Source organism: Chromobacterium sp. CV08 (assembly GCF_051129845.1).
GTDB lineage: Bacteria > Pseudomonadota > Gammaproteobacteria > Burkholderiales > Chromobacteriaceae > Chromobacterium.
This window is the reverse complement of sequence record NZ_CP150453.1, coordinates 1,368,074-1,391,794: the sequence shown is the minus strand read 5'-3', so window position 1 is coordinate 1,391,794 and position 23,721 is coordinate 1,368,074. Positions and strand designations below refer to the sequence as shown.

Sequence of the window (23,721 nt, the reverse complement as noted above, 5' to 3'; positions counted from 1 at the left end):
CCGCAATCGACGCCGCCACCATGCAACGAATCCTCGCGCTTTCCCTGCTGTCCTGCTCCAGCCTCATCATGGCCGGCGCGCCCGTCAAACCTGCCTATCAGAACGCCAGCTACGCGCCGGGCCCGCGGCCTGTCAGCGCCAAACAGCTGGAAGCGCTGGGCCGCCAGCTGTTCTTCGACCGTTCGCTGTCCGCCTCCGGCCAGATGTCCTGCGCCAGTTGCCATAGCCCCTCCCACGCCTACGGCCCGCCCAACGGATTAGCCGCGCAGCTGGGCGGCAAGGACGGCAGACAACCCGGCACCCGCGCCGCGCCTTCGCTGCGCTATCTGCAAAACGTGCCGCCGTTCAGCGAGCACTTCCACGACAACGACGGCAACGACAGCGAAGACGCCGGCCCCACCGGCGGCTACACCTGGGACGGCCGCGCCGACTCCACCCACGCCCAAGCCGCGCTGCCGCTGCTGGCCGCCAACGAGATGGCCAACGGCACCTCAGCCGCAGTGGTCGATAAACTGCGGCGCTCATCCTCCGCCGCGCGCTTCAAAGCGCTGTTCGGCAACGATATCTTCAATCGGCCCGCGCAGGCTTTCGACAAGGCCGCCTTGGCGCTGGAAGTGTTCCAGCAGAATCCCCGCGAGTTCTACCCCTACGACAGCAAATACGATGCCTTCCTGCGCGGCCAGGCCAAGCTGACCGCCAAAGAAACGCGTGGACTGAAGGCGTTCAACGATCCGGACAAAGGCAACTGCGCGTCCTGCCATATCAGCCAGCGCAGCGAAAGCGGCGCCTTCCCCTCCTTCACCGACTACGGCCACATCGCCGTCGGCGCGCCGCGCAATCCTGCACTCGCCGCCAACCGCGACAACCATTATTTCGACCTGGGTCTGTGCGGACCTGTCCGCACGGACTTCAAGAACCGCGGCGACTACTGCGGCCTGTTCCGCACCCCCAGCCTGCGTAACGTCGCCACCCGCAAGGTTTTCTTCCACAACGGCAGCTTCCACGATCTGCGCCAGGTGCTGCGCTTCTACGCCGAGCGCGACACGCGTCCCGACAAGTGGTATCCGAAGGGCAAGGACGGCAAGGTGGCCAAGTTCGACGACCTGCCGGCGCGCTATCAGGCAAACGTCAATATGGAGGCGCCGTTCGGCGGCAAGGCGGGCGGCAAGCCGATGTTCAGCGAGCGCGACATCGACGACATGCTGGCCTTCCTGCAAACGCTGAACGACGGCTACAAACCGCCCCGGCGCGGCAAAAGCTGAGCCGCGGCGGCCGGACTGCGGCTATGCTGAACGAGTCGATTCCATATCCCAGGAGAGCGAGATGAAAGTGCAGCGCATCGTCGCCAATATCGCCACCGCCACGCCGGCCGCGGCGGAGCGCTTCTACCGCGACGTGCTGGGCCTGGAAATGGTGATGGACCACGGCTGGATCCGCATCTACGCGTCCGATGCCGCGATGCAGCCGCAGATCAGCCTCGCCAGCGAAGGCGGCTCCGGCACGCCGGTGCCGGCGCTGTCCGTGGAGGTGGACGATGTGGAGCAGGCCTTGGCCAGGGTGCGCGGCGCAGGCATCGCCATCGAATACGGGCCCGTCGTGGAGCCCTGGGGCGTACGCCGCTTCTTCGTCCGCGACCCGCTGGGCCAGCTGATCAATATCCTGCAGCACGAATGAACCATTCAAATCCCAACAAACAAAAAGCCCACCGCAAGCGGTGGGCTTTTCTCTGGCTGAAGCCTAAGGCTTACAGACCGAACGGGTGGCGCAGCACGATGGTTTCTTCGCGGTCCGGACCGGTGGACACGATGTCGACCGGCGCGCCGCAAACCTCTTCGATGCGCTTCAGATAGGCCTGGGCGTTGGCCGGCAGGTCTTCCCAGCGCTTGACGCCGACGGTGGTGCCGGTCCAGCCCGGCAGCGTTTCGTACACCGGTTCGCACTTGGTGACGGCGTCGGAGCCGAACGGCAGGATGTCGACCTTCTGGCCTTCCAGCATGTAGCCGGTGCACAGCTTGATCTCTTCCAGGCCGTCCATCACGTCCAGCTTCATCACGCACAGGCCGGACACGCCGTTGATCTGGATCGAGCGCTTCAGCGCGGCGGCGTCGAACCAGCCGCAGCGGCGCGGGCGGCCGGTCACGGAGCCGAACTCGTTGCCGCGCTTGGCCAGGAAGGCGCCGATTTCATTTTCCTGCTCGGTCGGGAACGGACCGGAACCGACGCGGGTCGCGTAGCCCTTGACGATGCCCAGCACGTAGTTGAGCATCTGCGGCGGCACGCCGGCGCCCGGCGCGGCGGCGCCGGCCACGCAGTTGGACGAGGTCACGTACGGGTAGGTGCCGTGGTCGATGTCCAGCAGCGTGCCCTGCGCGCCTTCGAACAGGATGGGCGTGCCGGCCTTGTCCAGGTCGTACAGCGTGCGGGACACGTCGGCCACCATCGGCTTGATGCGCTCGGCCATTCTCATGGTGTCGGCCAGGATCGCTTCGTAGCTTACCGGCTCGGCCTTGAACAGATTGGTCAGCAGGAAGTTGTAGTAGTCTACGTTTTCCTTCAGCTTGCTCTCGAAGCGGGCCGGATCGAACAGATCGATCACCTTCAGCGCGCGGCGGGCGACCTTGTCTTCGTAGCAGGGGCCGATGCCGCGGCCGGTGGTGCCGATCTTGGCGTCGCCCTTGGCGGCTTCGCGAGCCTGGTCCAGCGCGATGTGGTACGGCAGGATCAGCGGGCAGCCTTCGGCGATCTTCAGGCGGGCCGAGGCGTTGACGCCGGCGGCCTCCAGCTCGTCGATCTCCTTCAGCAGCGCTTCCGGCGACAGCACCACGCCGTTGCCGATGAAGCACTCGACGTCCGGACGCAGGATGCCGGACGGCACCAGGCGGACGACGGTCTTCTTGCCGTTCACCCACAGGGTGTGGCCGGCATTGTGGCCGCCCTGGAAGCGCACGACGGCGCGCGCGTGGTCGGTCAGCCAGTCAACGATCTTGCCCTTGCCTTCGTCACCCCATTGGGTGCCAATCACGACAACGTTCTTGGACATTGGAAAAAACCTCTTCTTCAGTCGGATTCAAACAAAAAGTCAGTTAAACGGCGCCAGCTGCCAGCCATCGGCGGCAGGCACCAGCTCGCGGTCGCAGTTCAGCGCGGCCGCGGATTCGCCCAGGTAGTCGACCACCACCATCTCGCCGCCGGCGCGCAGGCGCGCCACCTCGGCCGCGGCGGCCGGCAGATGGCGCGCAGCCACGCGGATGCCGCGGCTGGAGTCGCGCTCCGGCAGGATGCGCAGCAGGTCGCGCAGGTCCAGGCTGAAACCGGTAGCCGGGCGGGCGCGGCCGAAACGGCGGCCGACATTGTCGTAGCGGCCGCCGCGGGCGATCGCGTCGGACCAGCCCGGCGCGTAGGCGGCGAACATCAGACCGGTATGGTAGAAGTCGCCGCGCAGCTCGGCCAGGTCGAAGCTCAGCTCCACCCTGCCCTCCATCGCGCGGGCGATCGCCGACAGCTGCATCAGGCCCAGCTCCACCTCCGGCAGCGACGGCAGCCGGGTACGCGCCTTTTCCAGCACCGCGGCCGGACCGTACAGCTCCGGCAGCGCCAGGAAGGCGCTCTTGTAAGGCTCGGCGACGCCGGCCACCAGCGCGGCGATGCCGGCGGCGTCCTTGTTCTGCAACAGGCCGAACAGCTCGCGGCTGGTTTCCGGCGCGAGGCCGGCCGCCGCGGCCAGGCCGCGGTAGATGGCGATGTGGCCGACATCCAGCCTCAGCTTCTTCACGCCGGCCTTTTCCAGCGTGGACAGCATCAGCTCGATGATCTCCAGGTCGGCCTCGATGCCGGCATAGCCGTACAGCTCGGCGCCGACCTGCAGCGGCTCGCGCGAGCTGGTCAGGCCGGACGGGCGGCTGTGCACGACGCTGCCGGCGTAGCACAGCCTGGTCACGCCGGTGCGCCCGCCCAGCAGATGGGCGTCGATGCGCGCCACCTGCGGCGTGATGTCGGCGCGCAGGCCGAGCTGGCGTCCGGACAGCTGGTCATCCAGCTTGAAGGTCTTCAGATCCAGCGTGACGTCGCCCTCGCTGACCAGCGAGTCGATGTACTCGATCAGCGGCGGCAGCACCAGCTCGTAGCCGGCGACGCGGAAGCCTTCCAGCATCGCGGCCTTGGCCGACTCCACCTGGCGGGCGGTAGCCGGCAGGATGTCGGCGATGTATTCGGGTAACAGCCAATTGCGCATTTCGTCTTCAACAGAATAAAAGGCGGGGTGCGACCCGCCTTGTCATCAGCAAACTGGCCAGGTCGCCCCGGCCAGTCTTCTCAAAAATCAATTGTCGCCTACTTGCCCTTGCCCTGCCCCGCCTGCGGATTCTTCAGATACTTGAAGAAATCGCTGCTCGGATCGAGCACCAGCACGTCGCTCTTGTTCTTGAACGACTCCTTGTACGCGTCCATGCTGCGCCAGAAGGCGTAGAACTCCGGGTTCTTGCCGTAGGCGTCGGCGTAGATCGCCGCCGCCTTGGCGTCGCCGGCGCCCTTCAGCTCCTGCGCCTTGCGGTAGGCTTCGGCCAGGATCACGTCGCGCTGCTTGTCGGCCTCGGCCTTGACGCGCTCGGCGTCGGCCGCGCCCTCGCTGCGCAGCTGGCTGGCCACGGTACGGCGCTCGGACTGCATGCGGTCGTAGACGGAACTGCTTATTTTATCCGGAAAATCGACGCGTTTTAAGCGTACGTCGAGAATTTCCACGCCTATTTTACGCGCATCTGCGTCCGCGCGCTTGCGAACCGTCTCCATGACCAGGTCGCGCTGGCCGGAAATGACGTCGGCAACGGTCTTCTGACCGAATTCCGCGCGCAGGCCGTCATTGATGGTTTGCTTCAGCCGCGCCACCGCGGCGGCCTCGGAACCGACGCTCTTGTAGAACTGTGACACATCCACAACACGCCACTTGACGAAGCTGTCGACCAGCACGTTTTTCTTCTCGCGGGTGTTGAACAGCTCAGGCGCCTCGGCGTCTATCGTCTGCACGCGGCGGTCGAAATAGCGGACGTTCTGCAACAGCGGGATCTTGAATTGTATGCCCGGTTCGGAGATCACCTTCACGACCTCGCCGAACTGGAAAACCAGCGCGTACTGACGCTGATCGACGGTGAACAGCGACAGGCTGGCGATGAACAGGACGCCGACCGCCGCCGCCAGCATGGGAATCAGTCTTTCAGTCATCGCTCCGCTCCAAAGAAATCACGACCGCGCGACGCATCGCGCCCGTTCTTCGCCGCAGGCGGCGAGGCCGGCTGCTGGGCCGGAGTCGGGTTGGCGGAGGACGGCGCCGGCGCGGGAGCGGCCGGCGAAGCCATCTGGGTCAGCTTGTCCAGCGGCAGGTAGAGCAGGCTGTTGCCGCCCTTCTGATCCACCAGCACCTTGCTGCTGTTGTTCATGATCTGCTGCATCATGTCCAGATAGAGACGGTCGCGCATGACCTTGGGTGCCTTGTTGTATTCAGGCAACACCTGCTTGAAGCGCTCGGCGTCGCCCTGGGCGCGCTCGACCACTTGCTGCTGGTAGCCTTCCGCCTCCTGCACCAGCCGCGAGGCCATGCCCTTGGCCTTCGGTACCACTTCGTTGGCGTAGGCCATGCCCTCGTTCAACAGCTTGTCCTTGTCCTGGCCGGCCTTCACCGCGTCGTCGAACGCCGCCAGCACCGGCTGCGGCGGCTGCACGTCGTTGATGTTGACCTTGGCGATCCGGATGCCGGCCCGATAGCGGTCCAGCACCTCCTGGATCAGCTTGCGGGCGTCGGCGGCGATCTGGGCGCGGCCCTCGTTCAGCACGAAGTCCACCTTGTTGCGTCCCACCACTTCGCGGATCGCGGTCTCGGCCGCCTGCTTGACCAGGTCCTTGCCGTCGCGCTCGCGCGCGGCGTTGTTGAACAGGAAGGCGCGCGCGTCCTTGATGTCGTACTGCACCGACAACTGCACGTCTATGATGTTCTGGTCCGAGGTCAGCATCAGCGACTCTTCCGGCACGCGGTTCTGCGCGCTGCCGCGATAGCCGACCTCGATGCTGCGCAACTCGGTCAGGTTGACGATCTCGGCCTTCTCGAACGGATACGGCGCATGCCATTGCAGGCCGGGCTCGGTCAGGCGGTTGTAGCTGCCCAGCCTCAACACCACGCCCTCCTCGCGGGCGTCGACGATGTAAAAACCGCTGGCCAGCCATAGCGCGGCCAGCACGCCGACCACGACGGCGGCGCCGCCCTTGTACGACGGCGGCGTGAGCGACGCGCCGGGACGGCCGCCCTGATTCCCGCCCTGCCCGCCCTTATCGGGCTTGCCGCCCAAGAGGCGGGACAGTTTTCGGTTCAGATCACGGAACACTTCATCGAGGTCCGGTGGCCCATTCTGGCCGTTGCGGCCACGGTTCGGGTCATTCTGCGACATGCTCGTATGGTTCTTTATGGTTGTTTGCGAAAGGTTGCACCCGTTCGGCAATCGCCTCGCGCAAGAGTTCCAGTCCCTCGCCCCGCAGCGCCGACACCCGCACGGCGACGATATTGCCCTCGTCGTCGCGCTCTATCTCCGGCGGCAGCTCGCGCAGATCGCTCTTGTTCCACACGATCAGCTGCGGGATGCCGTCGGCGTCGATCTCGGCCAGCACCTTGTTGACCTCGTCGATCTGCGTCTCGCGCGTCTCGCTGGCGCAGTCGACCACGTGCAGCAGCAGATTGGCCTGCACCGTCTCCTCCAGCGTCGCGCGGAAGGCCGCGACCAGCGTGTGCGGCAGGTCCCGGATGAAACCCACGGTGTCGGACAGCACCACCGAGCAGTCGTGATTCAGGAACAGCTTGCGGCTGGTGGTGTCCAGCGTCGCGAACAACTGGTCGGCGGCGTAGATATTGGCCTTGGTCAAGGCGTTGAACAAGGTGGACTTGCCGGCGTTGGTGTAGCCGACGATGGACACCGAGGCGACGCCGGCGCGGTTGCGGCTCTTGCGCTGGGTCTGGCGCTGCTTCTGCACCTGGACCAATCTGTCCTTCAAGGCCTTGACGCGGATGCCCAGCAGCCGGCGGTCGGTTTCCAGCTGCGTTTCGCCCGGGCCGCGCAGGCCGACGCCGCCCTTCTGCCGCTCCAGGTGGGTCCAGCCTCGCACCAGCCGGGTCGACAGATGGGACAGCTGGGCCAGCTCCACCTGCAGCTTGCCCTCGTGGCTGCGGGCGCGCTGGGCGAAAATGTCGAGGATCAGGCTGTTGCGGTCTATCACGCGGCACTGGAGCGCGCGCTCCAGATTGCGCTCCTGGCCCGGCGACAGCGCGTGGTTGAAGATCACCACATTGGCGCCGGTGGCGCGCACCATGACGGCAATCTCCTCCACCTTGCCCTTGCCGGCGAACAGCGCGGCATCGGGCCGCTGGCGCTTGCCCTGCACCATGCCCAGGATTTCCACCTTGCTGCCTCGCACCAGCTCGGCGCACTCGGCGACGCTTTCCTGGTAGTCGGCAACACCAAAATCCAGGCTGACCAGGATGGCCTGGTCGCCTAAGTCGGGACGATCAAACACTGTTTGCTAAACCATTCGTGAGTACGGCGATAAACGATAAAGGCCGAGTGGCCGCATCGACAGATGCGACCAATCGGCCCGATCGGCGGAGCGAGGACGGCTTACGCGTCCTGCGCCTGTTCCTGCTTTTGCACCGGATGTTCGTGCGGGATGTTGACCGGACGGGCCGGAACCACGGTGGAGATGGCGTGCTTGTAAACCATCTGGGTCACCGTGTTCTTCAACAGGACGACGTATTGGTCGAAGGATTCGACCTGACCCTGCAGCTTGATGCCGTTGACCAGGTAGATGGAGACCGGCACGTGTTCCTTGCGCAGGATGTTCAGGAACGGGTCTTGTAACATTTGCCCTTTAGAGCTCATTCGTTTTTCTCCGAATCGTTGATTGTTGTATTAACTGTACAGCGAACAGCGCGGCGGCCTGCTTATTTTTAGCAGAAAACATTCCGTCGTACTATTTCTTGCTGTTCTTGCCGTAGCGAACTTCCTTTTCCCTGCCCCGCATCTTGGACATCGGCTTGGGCTTGGCCCGCGGCTTGTCCTTCTCGTCGTTGTCGAACGGATTCTCCGACGACTTGTACTGCACTCTCAGCGGCGTGCCCTGCAGCTTGAACACCTTGCGGAACGTGTGTTCCAGATAGCGGGTGTAGCTGGCCGGGATATTGTCGAGCGCGTTGCCGTGCACGACGATAATCGGCGGGTTCTGGCCGCCCTGGTGCGCGTAGCGCATCTTCGGACGGACCAGGCCGGAACGCGGCGGCTGCTGGCGCTCCAGCGCCACCTGCAGCACCCGCGTCAACTTCGGCGTCGCCAGCTTGGCCATCGCCGCCCGGTAGGCCTCGTCGATGGACTTGAACAAGTCTGCCACACCGCGGCCCTCGATGGCCGAGATGTAATGAAACTTTGCGAAATCCAGAAAGTTCAATTTGCGGGCGATCTCGCGGCGCACGTTCTCCTTCTGTTCGCCGTCCAGATTGTCCCACTTGTTGACCGCCACGACCAAGGCCCGGCCCGCTTCCAGCGCGAAACCGGCGATGGTGGCGTCCTGCTCGGAGATGTCCAGCTGCGCGTCCAGCACCAGCACCGCGACATTGGCGTCCTCGATCGCCTTCATCGTCTTGATGACGGAGAACTTCTCCAGCATCTCGTTGACTTTGGCGCGACGGCGCACGCCGGCGGTGTCGATGATGGTATAGGTATGGCCTTCTCGCTCAAAATCAATATAGATGCTGTCGCGAGTGGTGCCGGCCTGGTCGAAGGCGATCACTCGCTCTTCGCCGAGGATGGCGTTGACCAGCGTCGACTTGCCCACATTGGGGCGGCCGATCACGGCGAACTTCGGGTGGCGGCTGTCTTCTTCCTCGACTTCGTCGGGGAAGCCTTCCAGGACCAGCTCCATCAGCTCGCGCACGCCGTCGCCGTGGGCGGCGGAGACCACCAGCGGCTCGCCCAGCGCCAGTTCGTGGAACTCGGCGCCGGCGATGGCGTGCTTCATGCCCTCGGCCTTGTTGACGGCCAGGAACACCGGGCGGTCCAGCTGACGCAGACGGTTGGCGATGATCTTGTCCTGCGGCGTCAGGCCGGCGCGGCCGTCGACCAGGAAGACCACGGCGTCGGCTTCGTCGACGGCCTGCAGCGTCTGCTTGGCCATCTCGAACAGAATGCCTTCGTCGACCACAGGCTCGAAGCCGCCGGTATCGACCACCAGGTACGGTTTCTCGCCGACGCGGCCATGGCCGTAGTGGCGGTCACGCGTCAGGCCCGGCTGGTCGGCGACCAGGGCGTCGCGGCTGCGGGTCAGCCGGTTGAAAAGGGTCGACTTGCCCACATTGGGGCGGCCGACCAGCGCTACGGTAGGTTTCATCTAAAACTGCTTATCCCAGATTCAGCATCGCCAGGCGGCCGTCCTGTCCCTGAACCAGGGCGGAGGAGCCTAGCGACACCGGTTGATTGACCGGCCCGGAGGTGCCGATCTTGTTACGTCCGACAATGCTGCCGCTCTCGTTGGATAGCAGATGGGCGTAGCCCTCGCCATCCACCACCAGCACGAAGCGCCCGATCAACGCGGGACCGGAGACATTGCGGTACTTGAGTTCGTCGTTCTTCCAGACGTTGCGGCCGCTCTGGCGGTCGTAGGCCCAGACCGAGCCGTCCTCGGCGGTGACGTAGACGTTGTGCGCGTCCAATGCCACGCCGCGGCTGGACGAGACTTCGCGCGCCCACTGCAGGCTGCCGCTGCGGGCGTCGAAGCAGGCGACGCGGCCCTGGTAGGCCACCGCGCACACCTGGCTGCCGTCGAAGGCCGGCCGGCTGGTGACGTCGGTGACGCGCTCCAGCTCGGTGGCGCCGCGCGGCGTGGCGACCGCGCCCTGCCACAGCGCGTTGCCGGTCAGCGGATTGACGATGTCGAGACGGCCGCCGGCCTGCCCCACCATCACCGCCTCCTTGCCCACCGCCTGCATCGAACCGTTGTTGCGCACGGTCAGCTGCGGCAGCACATTGGCCTGCGACCACTGCTGCTTGCCGTCGGCCAGGTTGAAACCGGTCAGGCGGGCGTCGTTGGTGCGCACGACGACGATGCCGCCGGCGATCTGCGGCGGCTCCAGCAGCAGGCTGGTCAGCGGCTGCTCCCACAGTATCTTGCCGGTGGTGCGGTCGACGGCCAGCAACTTGGCGTCCTGGCTGCCGACCAGCACGGTGTCGCCGCTGACGGCGACGCCGCTGGCCAGCGCTCGCTTCAGCGCCACGTCGGCCTGCACGCGGCCGGACAAGGCGTCCACGCTGCGGATTCGGCCCTCGACGTCGGCGCTGACCACATTGCCGCTGGCGTAGACCGGCAGGAAGCTGGCCGCCGGCGCCGCCTGCGTCAGCGTCCACTTGACGTTCAGCGTCTGCAGCGGCTTGATTTCGGCCAGCGGCGTCGGCTGGAATTGGGAGGATCCCTCGAACCAGCTGGCGCAGCCGGCCAGCAGCAGGGACGACATCATCGCGGTCAACAACAGATGGCGGCGCATGCTATCAGCCTCCCAGCGCGTCGAGCTTGGTTTGCACCAGCTGGCGGTTCGGGCTTTCCTCCACCAGCTTGGCCAGCGCGGCCTTGTAGGCGTCGCGCGCGGCGGCGCTGTCGCCCTTGGCGACGAAGACGTCGCCCTTCAACTCGAGGTACTGGGCGTCGAAGGCCGCCGGATGCTCCTGGCTCAGCTCGCCGATCGCGCCGTCGAACTTCTTCTGGTCCAGCAGCAAGGAGGCCAGGCGCAGGCGGGCGATGGCCTGCAGTTCGGCGTCGTTGCCGTTCTTCAGCACCCATTGCAGCTGGCTTTCGGCCAGCGCCGCGTCGTTCTTGTCGAAGGCGGCCTTGGCCAGCACCAGCGAGGCGCGGCTGGCGTACACGGTGCCGGCGTATTCGCCTTGCAGTTGCTGGGCGGCGGTCTTCAGCTTGGCGATGTCCTTGGCGGCTATCGCGTCGTCCACGGCCTCATAGGCGACAGCGGCCTTTTCGGCCTGGCCCCGCTGGTACATGCCGTAGGCCTTGTAACCCAGGTAGCCGAGGCTGAGCGCCAGCACCGCGCCGCCGATCAGCTTGCCCCACTGTTGCCAGAATACCTTCAGAGAATCGATCTGTTCCTGTTCCTGCAAGTCGAACGCCATCGCGTTCCCCCTTCCTATCAAGCTTTCAGAGTGGCGAGGGTGGCCAGAACCGCATCGGCCGCCACGGTCTGCTGGGCGGCTTCGGCGCGCAGCGCCTTCACCACCACCTGACCGGCCTGGATTTCGTTTTCACCGACGATCAGCGCGAATTCGGCGCCGCTGGCGTCGGCCTTTTTCATCTGCGACTTGAAGCTGGCCTCGCCCAGGTGCTGCGCCACCGAGTAACCGGCGGCGCGCAGGCTTTGCGCCAGCTTCATCGAGTACAGGCCGGCGCCTTCGCCCTGGTTGACCAGGAAGACGTCGACGCTGCGCTGCGCCGGCAGCAGGCCCTTGTCCTGCAGCAGCAGCAGCACGCGCTCCATGCCCATGCCGAAACCGATGCCGGACGCGGCCTTGCCGCCCAGCTGCTCGATCAGGCCGTCGTAGCGGCCGCCGGCGCAGACGGTGCCCTGGGCGCCCAGCTCGGTGGTCACCCACTCGAACACCGAGCGATTGTAGTAGTCGAGTCCGCGCACCAGGCGCGGGTTCTCGATGTACTCGATGCCCAGCGCGGCGATCATCGCCTTCCAGCCCTCGTAGTGGGCGCGCGATTCCTCGCCCAGGTAGTCGGACAGCTTGGGCGCGGCGTTGGCCATTTCCTGCAGCGCCGGGTTCTTGGTGTCCAGCACGCGCAGCGGATTGCTGTGCATCCGGCGCTTGCCGTCCTCGTCCAGGATGTCGACGTGGCGCTCCAGATAGGCGATCAGCGCCTCGCGGTGGGCGGCGCGCTCGTCGGCGTTGCCCAGCGAGTTGATCTCCAGCCGTACGTGCTGGCCGATGCCCAGACGGCGCCACAGATCGGCGGTCATCGCGATGATCTCGGCGTCGATGTCCGGACCGGCCAGGCCCAGCGCCTCCACGCCCACCTGGTGGAACTGGCGGTAGCGGCCCTTTTGCGGGCGCTCGTGGCGATACATCGGGCCCATGTACCACAGCTTGGGCGTGGCGTTGTACAGCAGATTGTGCTCGACCACCGCGCGCAGCGTGCCGGCGGTGCCCTCCGGACGCAGCGTCAGGCTGTCGCCGTTCAGGCTGTCGATGAAGGTGTACATTTCCTTCTCGACGATGTCGGTCACCTCGCCGATGGAACGCACGAACAGCGGCGTGCCCTCGACGATGGGCGTGCGGATGTTCTGGTAGCCGTAGTCGGCCAGCAGCTTGCGCAGCACCCCTTCAAAGTATTCCCACTGGTAGGATTCGGCCGGCAACACATCGTTCATGCCTTTGACCGCTTGGTATTTCTGAGCCATTGCTATCTTCTTGTATCAGCTGGATTCTGTTTCCGTCAGGCCTTCGCCGCCTGGACCGGCCGGATCGGGATGGTGCGGCTGCCGCCCTCGCGGCGCTTGGCGCCGCCCTCGCCGTAGCGGGTCTTGACGTAGTTGTCGACGATGGCGGTGAATTCCGCCGGGATGTTGTCGCCCTTCAGCGTCACGTCCTTCTGGCCGTCGACGTAGACCGGCGCCACCGGCACTTCGCCGGTGCCGGGCAGCGAGATGCCGATGTCGGCCAGCTTCGACTCGCCCGGACCGTTGACCACGCAGCCCATCACCGCCACCTTCATGTCCTCGACGCCCGGATACTGCAGCCGCCACACCGGCATCTGCTCGCGCAGATAGCTCTGGATGTGGTCGGCCAGCTCCTGGAAGAAGGTGCTGGTGGTGCGGCCACAGCCCGGACAGGCGGTGACCAGCGGCGTGAAGCTGCGCAGGCCCATCGTCTGCAGCAACTCCTGGGCGACGACCACTTCCTTGGTCCGCGCCTCGCCCGGTTGCGGCGTCAGCGAGATCCGTATCGTGTCGCCTATGCCTTCCTGCAGCAGCACGGCCAAGGCGGCGCTGGAGGCGACGATGCCCTTGCTGCCCATGCCGGCCTCGGTCAGGCCCAGATGCAGCGGGTAGTCGCAGCGGCCGCCGAGCTCGCGGTAGACGCTGATCAGGTCCTGCACATTGCTGACCTTGCACGACAGGATGATGTTGTCCGGCGACAGGCCGATCTCCACCGCCTTCTCGGCCGACTCCAGCGCCGACACGATCAGCGCCTCCTGCATCAGCCTCGGCAGCGGCAGCGGATCGGCTGCGCGGTTGTTGGCGTCCATCATCCGCGCGAGCAAGGCCTGGTCCAGGCTGCCCCAGTTGACGCCGATGCGTACGGCCTTGTCGTACTCCATCGCCGTGCGGATCATGAAGGCGAACTTGTCGTCGCCCTTCGCGCCCTTGCCGACGTTGCCCGGATTGATCCGGTACTTGGCCAGCGCCTTCGCGCAGTCCGGGAATTCCTTCAACAGACGGTCGCCGTTGAAGTGGAAGTCGCCGACCAGCGGCACGTCGCAGCCCAGGTCGTCGAGGCGCCGGCGGATTTCCGCCACCCGCGCCGCGGCCTCCGGCGAGTTGACGGTGATGCGCACGACCTCGGAGCCGGCCTGCGCCAGCTGGTACACCTGCTCGGCGGTGCCCGCCGCGTCGGCGGTATCGGTGTTGGTCATGGACTGCACCACGACCGGCGCGGCCGATCCCACCAAAACATGTCCCACCCGCACCAGGCGGGTGGGACGGCGCGCGATGTTCACGCTATCCATTCGCTACCCTGCATCACTTGAGTTGAATCTTGGCGGTGGTGCCGCGGATCTTGTCGGAGAGGTCCACCGGCTTGCCGTTGTAGCTCAATTCGACCTGATCGGCGTTGCCGACCACCACCTTGAACGGCGCCACGCCGGTCACCTCGGTCGCGTCGCCCGGCTGCAGCACCTTGTAGATCAGCTTGCGGCCATTGGCGTCCTGCACCGACACCCAGGCCGCGTCCTTGACGTTGACGCTGACGCGGTCGGAGCCCAGGGCCTGCGGCGCGCTGGCCGGCTGCGCCTTGACCGCCTTGGCCGGCGCGCTGGCAGCAGGCTTGACCGCGGCCAGGGCGGCAGACGCCGCCGGCTTGGCCGCCGCCGCGGGCGCCGGCATCGGCGCCGAAGCCGGCTTCGCGGCCTGGACCGTCTTCGCCGGCTCGGAAGCGGCCGCCTTGGCCGCGGGCGCCGACGACTGCTCGGTCAGCATAGGCGCCAGCTCGTTGGCCGCGTGCTCGGCCGCAGCCTTGATCGGCGAGTCGTCGCGATTGACGTACCAGTAGCCGCCGCCGGCCAGCGCCGCGACGACCAGCAACAACAGCACCCACTTGCCGCCGTCGCCGGAGGACGCCTCCGTCTCCGCCTCGTCCGGTTCCGCGGCGTGCTCGCGCGCCGCCGTGCCCTTGACCAGGTTGGCAACATCATTGACCGCGGAAGGGAAATGTTGTTCCAGCGCCTGCATCAGCGGCTCCGGATCGACCTCCAGAAAACGGGCGTAATTACGGACGAAGCCGCGGACGAAGGTTGCGCCGGGCAAGGCGGCGAAATCGTCGCGCTCTATCGCCTCGAGCTGCCTCAGCGACAGTTTCAGCCTGTCGGCCACTTCCCCCAAGCCCAGGCCGGCTTCCTCGCGAGCGGCCCGCAAACGGGCGCCGATGCCGCCTGGCGCCGACGCGTCGTGATGTTCGATTTTTTCTTCCATCCTCAGCTTCCACTCAACAGCAGTTGTGTTTCTCTAGAGTCCGGATACCGGTTCTTCAGCGCGTTCTCGCATTCCCGCTCCAGCGCGCCGTCGCCGGTCTTTCGGGCGATTCTGGCTCCCAGCCACCAGTCGGGCGCATCCAGGCCGTCAGGCCCGCGCCGCAGGCGGGCGAAATAAAACGCGGCCAGCTTGGCGTTACCGAGCCCCAGATGCATCTCGGCCAGTTCGCGCAATGCCGGCGCGAAGTCCGGCGCCGCGCGCAAGGCGCTCAGCAAATAGTCGTTGGCCTGGTCGGTCTGCCCCAGCTTGGCGCTGCAGCGCCCGAGGTTCAGATAGGCCGACTGCGGCGAATCATACAATGGATTGGCCAGCGCCTTCTGGAACAGCGCCAGCGAATCCTGGACCCGTCCATGCTCGCACAGGAACAGGCCGTAGTTATTATTGGCTTCCGGACTGGCCGGGTCCAAGCGCAGGGCCTGCTGAAAGTCGCCCTCGGCCTGGCCGTCCTGCTTCAGCAGGCCGAACACATAGGCGCGGGTGACATAGCCGGTCACATAGGACGGGTCGGCCGCCACCGCCTGGTTGGCGTTGTCCAGCGCCGCCTTCAGATTGCCTATCCTGGCGTATTCGACGGCCAGCTGGCTGCGCACCTTGGCCAGCTCATGCGGATTGCTCGCCGCCATGGCGGGGGCGGCGATGCCAAATGCCAACAGCCATCCAGCCAACCACCCCCGCCATGACGTCATAGTTTTCTGTCCTCGATGATCTGCGTCCACTTGGCCTGGCGCCGCGTCTTGTCCTGCACCTGGCCGGCAAGCTGGCCGCAGGCCGCGTCGATATCGTCGCCGCGGGTCTTGCGCACGGTCACCACATATCCTTGTTCTTGCAGAATTTCACGGAAAATGCGAATCGCGTTGTTGCTGGAGCGATCATAACCCGAGTTCGGGAACGGGTTGAACGGAATCAGGTTGAACTTGCACGGCACGTCCCTCACCAATTCCAGCAGCTGGCGAGCATGTTCCGGCCTATCGTTGACCCCGTCAAGCATCACATATTCAAAGGTGATGAAATCTCGCGGCGCCTTCTCCAGATAGCGGCTGCAAGCGGCCATCAGCTCCGACAACGGATATTTCTTGTTGATCGGCACGATCACGTCGCGTATCGCGTCGTTCGGCGCGTGCAGCGACACCGCCAGGGCCACCGGGCACTCCTCGCGCAGCCTGTCCATCTGCGGCACCAGGCCGGAGGTGGACAGCGTCACCCGGCGGCGGGACAGGCCGTAGCCGTGGTCGTCCAGCATGATCTGCATCGCGCTGACCACATTGTCGAAATTGGCCAGCGGCTCGCCCATGCCCATCATCACCACATTGGACACGACGCGCTCGTTTTTCGGCGTCACGCCCATCGCCTTGTTCGCCCACCACAGCTGGCCGATGATCTCGGCGGTGGACAGGTTGCGGTTGAATCCCTGGCGGCCGGTGGAACAGAACGTGCATTCCAGCGCGCAACCGACCTGGGATGACACGCACAAGGTGCCGCGATCGTCTTCCGGAATGAACACGGTTTCCACACCGTTGCCGGTGCCGACGTCGAGCAGCCACTTGCGGGTGCCATCACTGGACTCCTGCCCGGTCATCAGCGACGGCACGCCCACCACGGCGCGCTCGTGCAGCTTGGCGCGCAGGCTTTTGGCGAGGTCGGTCATCGCGTCGAAATCGTCTTCGGCCATCTGGTGCATCCAGCGCATCACCTGCTTGGCGCGGAAGGGCTTCTCGCCCATCTCGGCAAAATGCTGCGTCAGCTGGTCCAGATTGAAGTCGAGCAGGTTGGTTTTCATGCAATCCTCAACAGGCAAAAGAGGCCGCCGGCAGCGGCGACCTCCGGTCATTCAACTACTTTACGAATCAGCGGGAGCTGATTTCGGAAGCGGCGAAGAAGTAGGCCACTTCGATGGCAGCGTTTTCGACGCTGTCGGAGCCGTGAACGGCGTTGGCGTCGATCGACTCGGCGAAATCGGCGCGGATGGTGCCGGCTTCAGCCTTCTTCGGGTCGGTGGCGCCCATCAGTTCGCGGTTCTTCAGCACGGCGTTCTCGCCTTCCAGCGCCTGGATCATCACCGGACCGGAAACCATGAAGTCGACCAGGTCCTTGAAGAACGGGCGTTCTTTGTGCACGGCGTAGAAGCCTTCGGCTTCGGCGCGGGACAGTTGCTTCATCTTGGCGGCGACGATCTTCAGGCCGGCCGATTCGAAACGATCGTAAATCTTGCCGATCACGTTCTTCGCAACGGCATCCGGCTTCACGATGGACAAGGTACGTTCAATTGCCATATAAATTCTCCCTAACGACAAGACAAGTGGCTAAACTTGAGTATTATGCGGCCACTCGGGTTACCCAATTCTGACGAACCCGATATTTTAGCAGTGTTTTCAAACACGTGCTGCACATTCCACTCAGGCACCATGCGCGAACAAAACCAACAGCAGACGCCGGCCGACGGCGGCGAAGAATCCGACCTCAACAGCAAGCTGAAAAAGCGGCTCTGGCTCGCCGGCGGCCTGGTTGCCGTCGCGCTCGCAGCGATCCCGCTGATGGACGCGCTGACCAAGCCCAAGCAGGAGATGAACAGCGACGCGCCCAGCCCGAGCTCCGGCAAGATCATCAAGCCGGCCGCCGTCCCGGACATTGCCGCGACCGCTCCCGCGACGCAGGCCGCCAGCGCACCGGCAAGCCAAAGCAGCGCCCCCGCCGCCGACACCGCCAGCCACGCGCCGGCGACCCCGGCCGCGAACAGCCCGCGGACGCCGGACCTGAGCAAGACCCCGGCGATAGCCAACCAGCAGGCGGCCACCCGCCAGGCGGCCGGGGAACGCGCCGCGCCCGCCCCGGCACCCGCCAAGACCCATCCGCCGAGCCACCAGGCGCAGACAAGGACCGCCAGTCCACCTCCGGCCCCCTCGCCCAGCGGCAATACCGCCCCCGTCGTCGCCAACGCGACGCCGGCCGCCGCGCCGACCGCCAGCGCGGCACCGGCGACGACCGCGCCTCCGCCCGCTCCGGCCAAGGCGGAACCGGCGGGCAGCTCGGTCGGCTACCAGGTGCAGCTGGGCCTGTTCTCCAGCATCGGCAACGCGCAGAAACTGGTGCGCGACCTGCAGAAGCACGGCATCTCCGCCCACACCGTGACCCGCGTGCAGCTCGGGCCGTTCAAGAGCCGCGCCGAGGCCGACGAAGCGATGAAGAAACTGCGCGAGCTCGGCTACTCGCCGCTACTGGCCGCCGGTCAATAGCGGACAGCAGAACGGGGCCCCCTCGAGGGCCCCGTCGCCGCGGCCGCGAGACGGCCGCAATGAAAAAGCCCCGGATTCTCATCCGGGGCTTTTCGTATTCCTGGCAGGCGGTACAGGGCTCGAACCTGTGACCCTCGGAATCAAAATCCGATGCTCTACCAACTGAGCTAACCGCCAACATCGCCTTTCTTGATTCGCGATTTTCACCGCGTCTCGAGAGAAACGAACTATACCGTCGCACATCTTTTCTGGCAAGGCTTTTTTAAAAAATTCTGCGGCCAATCGCAAAACCGCCGCGCACCGGCCAGATGCCCGCCGCGCTCTGGAATAAGAATCGAAACCGCCGCTCATCAAATCCCGCCGGAAACCAGTTCCGAGAAAAACAGCGCATCAAACAATGCCGTGGCACCCCGTTCCGAAATGCAGCCCAAAAAGCTTGCGACAATCAAGCCGTTGATTCCAATGAACTCCGCGACAGCAGCTTTGCCCTCTCCAATTACGCGTGCCGGGCTCATCGCGGCGATCAAAGTCGACGAATGGGAAAACAATCCCAAGAAATTGATTTTAAAAATAATATTTTCAATCTGGCCATACACGGCGCCGACAGACGATCCCGCCTCGACGATTAAGAGCCGCTAACAAAACCTCGCAGAGCCCCTGAGCCAAGGCGCGCCGACGCAGGCAGTACTTGAGTACGACAAGTCGGCGCAACGCAGGATCAGGAGTTTTGTCAGCGGCGCCAAGCGCAGTCGGGCGGCGATGGAAAAACCGCCCCGCCGCCCAAATGCCCATCCGCCACGAAACGGACGCCGCCCCGAATCAGCGCGCGATCCGCCGCGCCTGTTCCGCCACCAATTTGCGCTGAGCCTGCCTGTCGCCGCCCTGCGCCTCCTTGGCGGTCTGCGTCGCCGTCTCCGCGGCTTCCTGCAAGGCCCTGGCCGCATTGCTGATGGTGACCTTGTCCTGCACCACCGGCTGGGCGGGTTGAGCTTGCGTCTGCGGTTGCGGCGCGGATGCGGGCACGCCGGACGGCCCTGCGTCTGGTGTCGATGCGGTCTGAGGGACCTGGGCGGAAACCGAGGCGATCATCATGGTGTGTCTCCCGATAGGATTCGAACGCGAAACGCGCAATGCGGGACGCACGCCCAGCATCATGCCATTGCAACTTAGCAGGCCAGACTTAGCCGGAACTTAGCGGCGCGAAAATCGCCTCCAAGGCGTCAAATTTCGCGCGCGGCCGGCATGCTGACCGATACCCTCAGGCCAGACTGACCAGCCTCGTCGCGGAAGGACAGGCTGACCCGCGCGCCGATCCGCTCAGCGATGGCGCTCACGATGGACAAGCCCAGCCCGGCCCCTTGTTCACCGCTTCCCAGGCTGCGATAGAAGGGGTCGAACACCCGGCCCCACTCCTCGCGGGGAATGCCGGGGCCAGTGTCTTCTATCGTCAGCAACACCTGGCCGTCCGCCTCGCCGACGGCCAGATCGACGCGGCCGCCATCCGGCGTGTAGCGGATCGCGTTATCGGCCAGATTCCTCAGCAGCGCGAACAGATCCAGCTCGCCCGCCCACACCCTGGCATCGACCTCCCCCTCCACGCCGATGTCGATGCGCTTGGCCTCAGCCAGCGGCATCAGATCCTCCAACACCCGGCGATACGCATCCCTGACAGACACCGCGGACGGCGCCGCCGTCGCCGATTGCGCCCGAGCCAACGCCAGCAACTGCTCCAGCAGATTGCGGCCGCGCCCGATGCCGCCGCGCAGCGCGGACAAACGCTCCCGCGCCGCGCCGGACATCTCGGCGTCGGCCAGTCGCTCCGCCTGCAGCGACAAGGCCGTCAACGGCGAGCGCAGCTCATGGGCGGCATCGGCGACGAAGCGCCGCTGCGCCCGCATCGACTGCGCGACGCGCTCCAGCAGGCGATTGATGGCCAGCACGAACGGCTTGACCTCCAGCGGCAGGCCGTCCGGGTCCAGCGGATGCAGCTGCCGCTCCGCGCGCCGGTCCACTTCGCGCGACAGTTCGGCGATCGGCCGGAACATGCCCCGCACCAGCCTGGCCACCATCAGCAGCAGCAACGGGATCAGCAACAGGAAAGGCATCACCGTGCGCAGCGCGCCATCCCGGGCGAGCTCGTCGCGAAAGCCGGACTCCTGCGCGACGGCGATCCGCCTCCCGTCCCTCATCGTCCGCACCAGCACGCGAAAACTCTCGCCGCCGGCCTCCACGGTCTGCAAACCGTCCGGCAAGGATTTCTCCAGCCTCAGCACCCCGCCGGCGTCGACGCTGGGCGCCGCCGGCCGCCAGCTCCCCAGCCGCTGCACGATCACCCTGGATTCCTCGTTTCCCTCCCGGGCGCCGCCCTCGGGAAAGTCGGCCGGCAGCCGTCCCCGGTCCAGCAGCGCGGCCACCTGACGCAACACGTCGTCCTGGAATTCATGCGCTTCGCCGAGCGCGGACGCAAAGGAAAACACCCCGGCGACCACGCCGAACAGCAGGATGGCCACGGTCAGCACGAACGACAGCCGCAACTGCACCGACTCGCTCAAACGCCTTTTGAAACCATCCATCCCACCCCCCTGACATTCTTGATGACATCGCTTCCCAGCTTGCGGCGCAGCGAATGGATCAGAAACTCGACCGCGTTGCTTTCCACCTCGTCGCCCCAGCCATAGATGCGATCCTCCAGATTGCCGCGCGACAGGATGGCGCCCGGACGCAACAACAGCGCATGCAGCAGCGAGAATTCGCGGTTGGACAGCGGGATCGGCGCGCCGCCGGCGATCGTCGCCATCCGCGTGGCCGGGTCCAGCGACACCACGCCATTGCCCAGCAGCGGCGCCGCGCTGCCGCCCTTGCGCCGAGACACCGCGCGCATGCGCGCCAGCAGCTCCGCCATCTCGAACGGCTTGACCAGATAGTCGTCGGCCCCGCCGTCCAGCGCGCGCAAGCGGTCGTCAAGCCCATCGCGGGCGGTGATGACCAAGAGCGGAATCGCGTCGCCGCCGGCGCGGATGGCGGCCAGCACCGACTGGCCGTCCCGCCCCGGCAAACCGAGGTCGAGCAAGACCAGATCATAGTGCTGGCATCCCCGCGCCGTCAGCGCGGAACGCCCGTCCCGCACCCAATCGACGGCCTGGCCCTCGTCGCGCAGCGCGGCCCGGACCGCCTCGCCTATCATCGCATCGTCCTCGATCAGCAATACCCTCATATTCCTCCTCCGCCCCTCCCCGCCACGAACCCGCCCCTCCTCAAGCGCCCCTTCGGCCGCCATCGAAAGCCAGCAGCAGATCCGCCAATGCCGCCTTGCAGTCGGCCTGATCCGGCGGGTCGGCCCTCAAGGCCGCCAACGCGCGGTCCATCGCCTTGTCCAGCATATGCCAATCCCGGGCGGATCTCGGCTTCAATCCGGCCTCCGCAGCACCTCAGGCCCGCTCCAGATCCTTGATCCGCGCCCTCGCCGCCGGCAAGTCCCCCCGGTTGACGATGCCAGCCACATCGGCGGCGATGCGGCGAAACACGCTCAAATCGCCCAAGCGGGAAACCTGCGCATCAGCGGCCTGCCCGGCAACGGCCTTGCCGGCGTCGTCGCGCCTGGAGCAGCCGGCCGCCGCGGTCAACAACACGACAGACGCGGCAAGCGCGGCCACCCATCCAAAAAAACGAAAGTACCGCATTGATCGCTCCTGGAAAGTGAAAGACGTCATTTGGCGACCGCCGCCGCTTTGCGGCCCGGCCACCCCATCTGCGCGGCGGCCACCAGGACCGCAATCACCGACAGGAACAAGCCGCTGGTCCACATCGCCCCGATGCCGATGCCGCCATAAGCCTTGGCCTGCGTCAGCCAGTCTCCCAACGCCGCGCCGAAAGGCCGAGTCAGAATGTAGGCCAGCCAGAACGTCAGCACCGCGTTGCCGCCGATGCGCCAGGCGACACAGCAGGCGGCGAGCAATGCGCCGAACCCCAGCGCGCCCAGCGTGAAGCCCAAACCCAGCGCCTCGGTCGCCAGATCGCCGGCAGCCGTCCCCAGCGCAAAAGTGCACAGGACCGCCGCCCAATAGAAATCTTCCCGCCGCGGCGTCGAAACGTCGCTGATGGACAGCGTGCGCTCCATCCGGCGCCAGACGATGAAGATCGCCGCCAACCCGGCGGCGAAGGCGGCGGTGCTGACATACAGGCTGACGTCCAGCCCATCGGTCAGCCAGTCGGTGATCTGGGTGCCGACCACGCTCACCAGCACCACGGTGAGCCAGTACAGCCACGGCACGCAACGGCGCGTCCGCAGTTGGGCGAACAAGGCAGTCGCCAGCAACGCGCCCATCAGCGCGCGCGTCGCGCCCTGCCCCCAGCCAGCATCGACGGCGAGAAAATCCGCCCCGGTCTCGCCCACCGTGGTGGAAAGAATCTTGATGATCCAGAAGGTCAGCGCGACCTCCGACACCTTGTTCAGCCATGGAGCCGGCTCAGCGGCAGGCAACGTATTCATCGCACACTCCTTGCAATCGTTACGGCGCCGCTCAGGCGCGCAGCCATCCGGCGGCGATGAGCCTGCCGAACAACAAACGGCGGGCGCTCAGCGCGAGACGGTATATCGGTTCCAGATACGGTTCATGCCGCGGCCCGGCCAGCCAGGCGGCCGCCAGCGCCGTCACGGCGGCGCCCGCCATGTCCAGCGGGAAGTGGACGCCCAGATAAATGCGCGCCCAGGCCATGGGCAGGCCCAGCACAGCCAGCGCGCCGCCGATACGACGGCAATCCGGCCGCAGCAGCAGGCCGAAGGCGGCGGACCACCACAGGGTCAGGTGGTCGCTGGGGAAGGAGGAATCGGCCGCATGCGGAATCAGCGTGCGCCCGAGTCCGATCATGAACGGCCGCGGATGCGGCCAGGCCAGACCGATCAGCTGATTGAGCAGCAGCCCGGCCAGTCCGGCCATCGCCGCCGCCAACGCGGCCTTGCGGGCGGACTCGCCCCCGCATAACCAGACCAGCCCGATGCCGACGGGGATGGCCCAGATCAGGCCTTCGGCGCAGAACACCGCCAGACGCGGCAGCGCCGGCAGCGGATGCGCGGGCGCGTTCAAAACGGCGAACAGCGCCCAGTTCAGGCCCTCCAGGACGTTCCCCAGGCCGATCAGGCCATCAATCGCGCTCATCGCGATCCGCCTTGCTCTCGCCCGACTCCAGCACCGCGCCCCTGGCGGGATCGACGCCGACGTCGAAGGCCCGACCGCCGCGGGCCACCGCATACGCCCGGCCCAAGCCGGCGCGCCCGCATTCCGCGCGGCCAGCCCAGCCGTTGACATGCCGCTCGGCAATGGCGATCTCCCCGGTCAATCGAGTCCCGGCGGCATAGGCGGCCGCGCCACAAGTGAAGGCGACGACGGCCAGAAGAGAAAGCGTGGAATAACGGTACATATCAACCCTCCGGATGACGCGCCAAGCGCATGAACCGGAGAGTAAGAGAAGAAACTTAGCGAGGACTTAGACGCGCGCGGCGGTCGATGCGTCGAGGCCGACCCGATCAGGAAGCGGCTTAATGATGCCAGCCGCCGCCGAATCCACGCGGATAATGATCGATAATAAAACCGAAACGGAATAGAAAAAAGCCCGCGTATTCGCGGGCCTTTTTTCTTTTAAAATCGCATTGCTTTGATT

General features: G+C 65.8%; 27 protein-coding genes. 4 read left to right on the top strand and 23 right to left on the bottom strand.

The window, feature by feature from the left end:
• Positions 1-20 precede the first annotated feature (20 nt).
• Both WNM05_RS06660 and WNM05_RS06655 read left to right on the top strand, forming a co-directional pair.
• The gene (locus WNM05_RS06660; protein ID WP_434633582.1) at positions 21-1,262 is read left to right on the top strand and encodes a cytochrome-c peroxidase; all 1,242 of its coding nucleotides are present in this window, start codon (positions 21-23) and stop codon (positions 1,260-1,262) included.
• A gap of 61 nt (positions 1,263-1,323) precedes the next feature.
• Positions 1,324-1,674: a VOC family protein gene (locus tag WNM05_RS06655; RefSeq protein ID WP_434633581.1), complete on the top strand. Its 351-nt coding sequence runs from the start codon at positions 1,324-1,326 to the stop codon at positions 1,672-1,674.
• Positions 1,675-1,744: 70 nt separating this feature from the next.
• Here WNM05_RS06655 and WNM05_RS06650 read toward each other — a convergent pair whose 3' ends face one another.
• The 15 genes from WNM05_RS06650 to ndk all read right to left on the bottom strand — a co-directional run bounded on the left by WNM05_RS06650 (position 1,745) and on the right by ndk (position 17,103).
• Positions 1,745-3,040, bottom strand: coding sequence for an adenylosuccinate synthase (locus tag WNM05_RS06650; protein ID WP_434633579.1), 1,296 nt, complete (start codon positions 3,038-3,040; stop codon positions 1,745-1,747).
• Positions 3,041-3,079: 39 nt separating this feature from the next.
• Positions 3,080-4,231 carry an ATP phosphoribosyltransferase regulatory subunit gene (locus WNM05_RS06645; RefSeq protein WP_434633578.1) on the bottom strand — a complete coding sequence of 384 codons (1,152 nt, stop codon included), beginning with the start codon at positions 4,229-4,231 and terminating at the stop codon, positions 3,080-3,082.
• A gap of 98 nt (positions 4,232-4,329) precedes the next feature.
• A complete protein-coding gene (gene hflC / locus WNM05_RS06640; RefSeq protein ID WP_434633576.1) occupies positions 4,330-5,214 on the bottom strand; it encodes a protease modulator HflC in 885 nt (294 codons plus the stop codon).
• The gene (gene hflK / locus WNM05_RS06635) at positions 5,211-6,431 is read right to left on the bottom strand and encodes an FtsH protease activity modulator HflK (protein ID WP_434633574.1); all 1,221 of its coding nucleotides are present in this window, start codon (positions 6,429-6,431) and stop codon (positions 5,211-5,213) included. The genes hflC and hflK overlap by 4 nt, the downstream gene beginning before the upstream one ends.
• Positions 6,418-7,548 carry a ribosome rescue GTPase HflX gene (gene hflX / locus WNM05_RS06630; RefSeq protein ID WP_434633573.1) on the bottom strand — a complete coding sequence of 377 codons (1,131 nt, stop codon included), beginning with the start codon at positions 7,546-7,548 and terminating at the stop codon, positions 6,418-6,420. The genes hflK and hflX overlap by 14 nt, the downstream gene beginning before the upstream one ends.
• A gap of 101 nt (positions 7,549-7,649) precedes the next feature.
• Positions 7,650-7,910 carry an RNA chaperone Hfq gene (hfq, locus tag WNM05_RS06625; protein WP_101707146.1) on the bottom strand — a complete coding sequence of 87 codons (261 nt, stop codon included), beginning with the start codon at positions 7,908-7,910 and terminating at the stop codon, positions 7,650-7,652.
• Positions 7,911-8,001: 91 nt separating this feature from the next.
• The gene (der, locus tag WNM05_RS06620; RefSeq protein ID WP_434633572.1) at positions 8,002-9,411 is read right to left on the bottom strand and encodes a ribosome biogenesis GTPase Der; all 1,410 of its coding nucleotides are present in this window, start codon (positions 9,409-9,411) and stop codon (positions 8,002-8,004) included.
• A gap of 10 nt (positions 9,412-9,421) precedes the next feature.
• Entirely contained in the window at positions 9,422-10,561 is a 1,140-nt protein-coding gene (gene bamB / locus WNM05_RS06615; RefSeq protein ID WP_434633571.1) for an outer membrane protein assembly factor BamB, read from the bottom strand.
• A 4-nt stretch (positions 10,562-10,565) separates the two neighbouring features.
• Complete coding sequence (locus tag WNM05_RS06610; protein WP_434633570.1) at positions 10,566-11,195, bottom strand: YfgM family protein; 630 nt, start codon at positions 11,193-11,195, stop codon at positions 10,566-10,568.
• Positions 11,196-11,212: 17 nt separating this feature from the next.
• The gene (gene hisS / locus WNM05_RS06605) at positions 11,213-12,484 is read right to left on the bottom strand and encodes a histidine--tRNA ligase (RefSeq protein ID WP_434633568.1); all 1,272 of its coding nucleotides are present in this window, start codon (positions 12,482-12,484) and stop codon (positions 11,213-11,215) included.
• 35 nt (positions 12,485-12,519) lie between these two features.
• Positions 12,520-13,812 carry a flavodoxin-dependent (E)-4-hydroxy-3-methylbut-2-enyl-diphosphate synthase gene (gene ispG / locus WNM05_RS06600; RefSeq protein WP_434633566.1) on the bottom strand — a complete coding sequence of 431 codons (1,293 nt, stop codon included), beginning with the start codon at positions 13,810-13,812 and terminating at the stop codon, positions 12,520-12,522.
• Positions 13,813-13,825: 13 nt separating this feature from the next.
• Positions 13,826-14,773, bottom strand: coding sequence for a helix-turn-helix domain-containing protein (locus tag WNM05_RS06595; protein ID WP_434633564.1), 948 nt, complete (start codon positions 14,771-14,773; stop codon positions 13,826-13,828).
• Between the two features lie 2 nt (positions 14,774-14,775).
• On the bottom strand, positions 14,776-15,483 hold the full coding sequence (gene pilW, locus WNM05_RS06590) for a type IV pilus biogenesis/stability protein PilW (RefSeq protein WP_434633563.1): 708 nt from the start codon (positions 15,481-15,483) through the stop codon (positions 14,776-14,778).
• 32 nt (positions 15,484-15,515) lie between these two features.
• Complete coding sequence (gene rlmN / locus WNM05_RS06585) at positions 15,516-16,610, bottom strand: 23S rRNA (adenine(2503)-C(2))-methyltransferase RlmN (protein WP_434633561.1); 1,095 nt, start codon at positions 16,608-16,610, stop codon at positions 15,516-15,518.
• Between the two features lie 67 nt (positions 16,611-16,677).
• Positions 16,678-17,103, bottom strand: a complete 426-nt coding sequence (ndk, locus tag WNM05_RS06580; RefSeq protein WP_011137089.1) for a nucleoside-diphosphate kinase — start codon at positions 17,101-17,103, stop codon at positions 16,678-16,680.
• Positions 17,104-17,235: 132 nt separating this feature from the next.
• On the opposite strand from ndk, the gene WNM05_RS06575 reads away from it, so the two are divergent.
• Together WNM05_RS06575 and WNM05_RS06570 are read left to right on the top strand one after the other, a co-directional pair.
• A complete protein-coding gene (locus WNM05_RS06575; RefSeq protein WP_434633558.1) occupies positions 17,236-18,063 on the top strand; it encodes an SPOR domain-containing protein in 828 nt (275 codons plus the stop codon).
• Positions 18,064-18,252: 189 nt separating this feature from the next.
• Positions 18,253-18,702 (top strand): hypothetical protein, encoded by a 450-nt coding sequence (locus tag WNM05_RS06570; RefSeq protein ID WP_434633556.1) that lies wholly within the window; start codon positions 18,253-18,255, stop codon positions 18,700-18,702.
• A gap of 180 nt (positions 18,703-18,882) precedes the next feature.
• Here the strand turns inward: WNM05_RS06570 and WNM05_RS06565 are convergent, their stop codons facing one another.
• The 8 genes from WNM05_RS06565 to WNM05_RS06530 all read right to left on the bottom strand — a co-directional run bounded on the left by WNM05_RS06565 (position 18,883) and on the right by WNM05_RS06530 (position 23,481).
• Positions 18,883-19,155, bottom strand: coding sequence for a hypothetical protein (locus WNM05_RS06565; RefSeq protein ID WP_434633555.1), 273 nt, complete (start codon positions 19,153-19,155; stop codon positions 18,883-18,885).
• A gap of 128 nt (positions 19,156-19,283) precedes the next feature.
• On the bottom strand, positions 19,284-20,636 hold the full coding sequence (locus WNM05_RS06560; RefSeq protein ID WP_434633552.1) for an ATP-binding protein: 1,353 nt from the start codon (positions 20,634-20,636) through the stop codon (positions 19,284-19,286).
• Positions 20,612-21,277: a response regulator gene (locus WNM05_RS06555; RefSeq protein WP_434633549.1), complete on the bottom strand. Its 666-nt coding sequence runs from the start codon at positions 21,275-21,277 to the stop codon at positions 20,612-20,614. The genes WNM05_RS06560 and WNM05_RS06555 overlap by 25 nt, the downstream gene beginning before the upstream one ends.
• Positions 21,278-21,317: 40 nt before the next feature.
• Complete coding sequence (locus WNM05_RS06550) at positions 21,318-21,443, bottom strand: hypothetical protein (RefSeq protein ID WP_434633547.1); 126 nt, start codon at positions 21,441-21,443, stop codon at positions 21,318-21,320.
• 48 nt (positions 21,444-21,491) lie between these two features.
• Entirely contained in the window at positions 21,492-21,773 is a 282-nt protein-coding gene (locus WNM05_RS06545; protein ID WP_434633545.1) for a hypothetical protein, read from the bottom strand.
• On the bottom strand, positions 21,770-22,552 hold the full coding sequence (locus WNM05_RS06540) for a COG4705 family protein (RefSeq protein WP_434633543.1): 783 nt from the start codon (positions 22,550-22,552) through the stop codon (positions 21,770-21,772). The genes WNM05_RS06545 and WNM05_RS06540 overlap by 4 nt, the downstream gene beginning before the upstream one ends.
• A 31-nt stretch (positions 22,553-22,583) precedes the next feature.
• Positions 22,584-23,219, bottom strand: a complete 636-nt coding sequence (locus WNM05_RS06535) for an undecaprenyl-diphosphatase (protein WP_434633541.1) — start codon at positions 23,217-23,219, stop codon at positions 22,584-22,586.
• On the bottom strand, positions 23,206-23,481 hold the full coding sequence (locus tag WNM05_RS06530; RefSeq protein ID WP_434633538.1) for a hypothetical protein: 276 nt from the start codon (positions 23,479-23,481) through the stop codon (positions 23,206-23,208). The genes WNM05_RS06535 and WNM05_RS06530 overlap by 14 nt, the downstream gene beginning before the upstream one ends.
• Positions 23,482-23,721 lie beyond the last annotated feature (240 nt).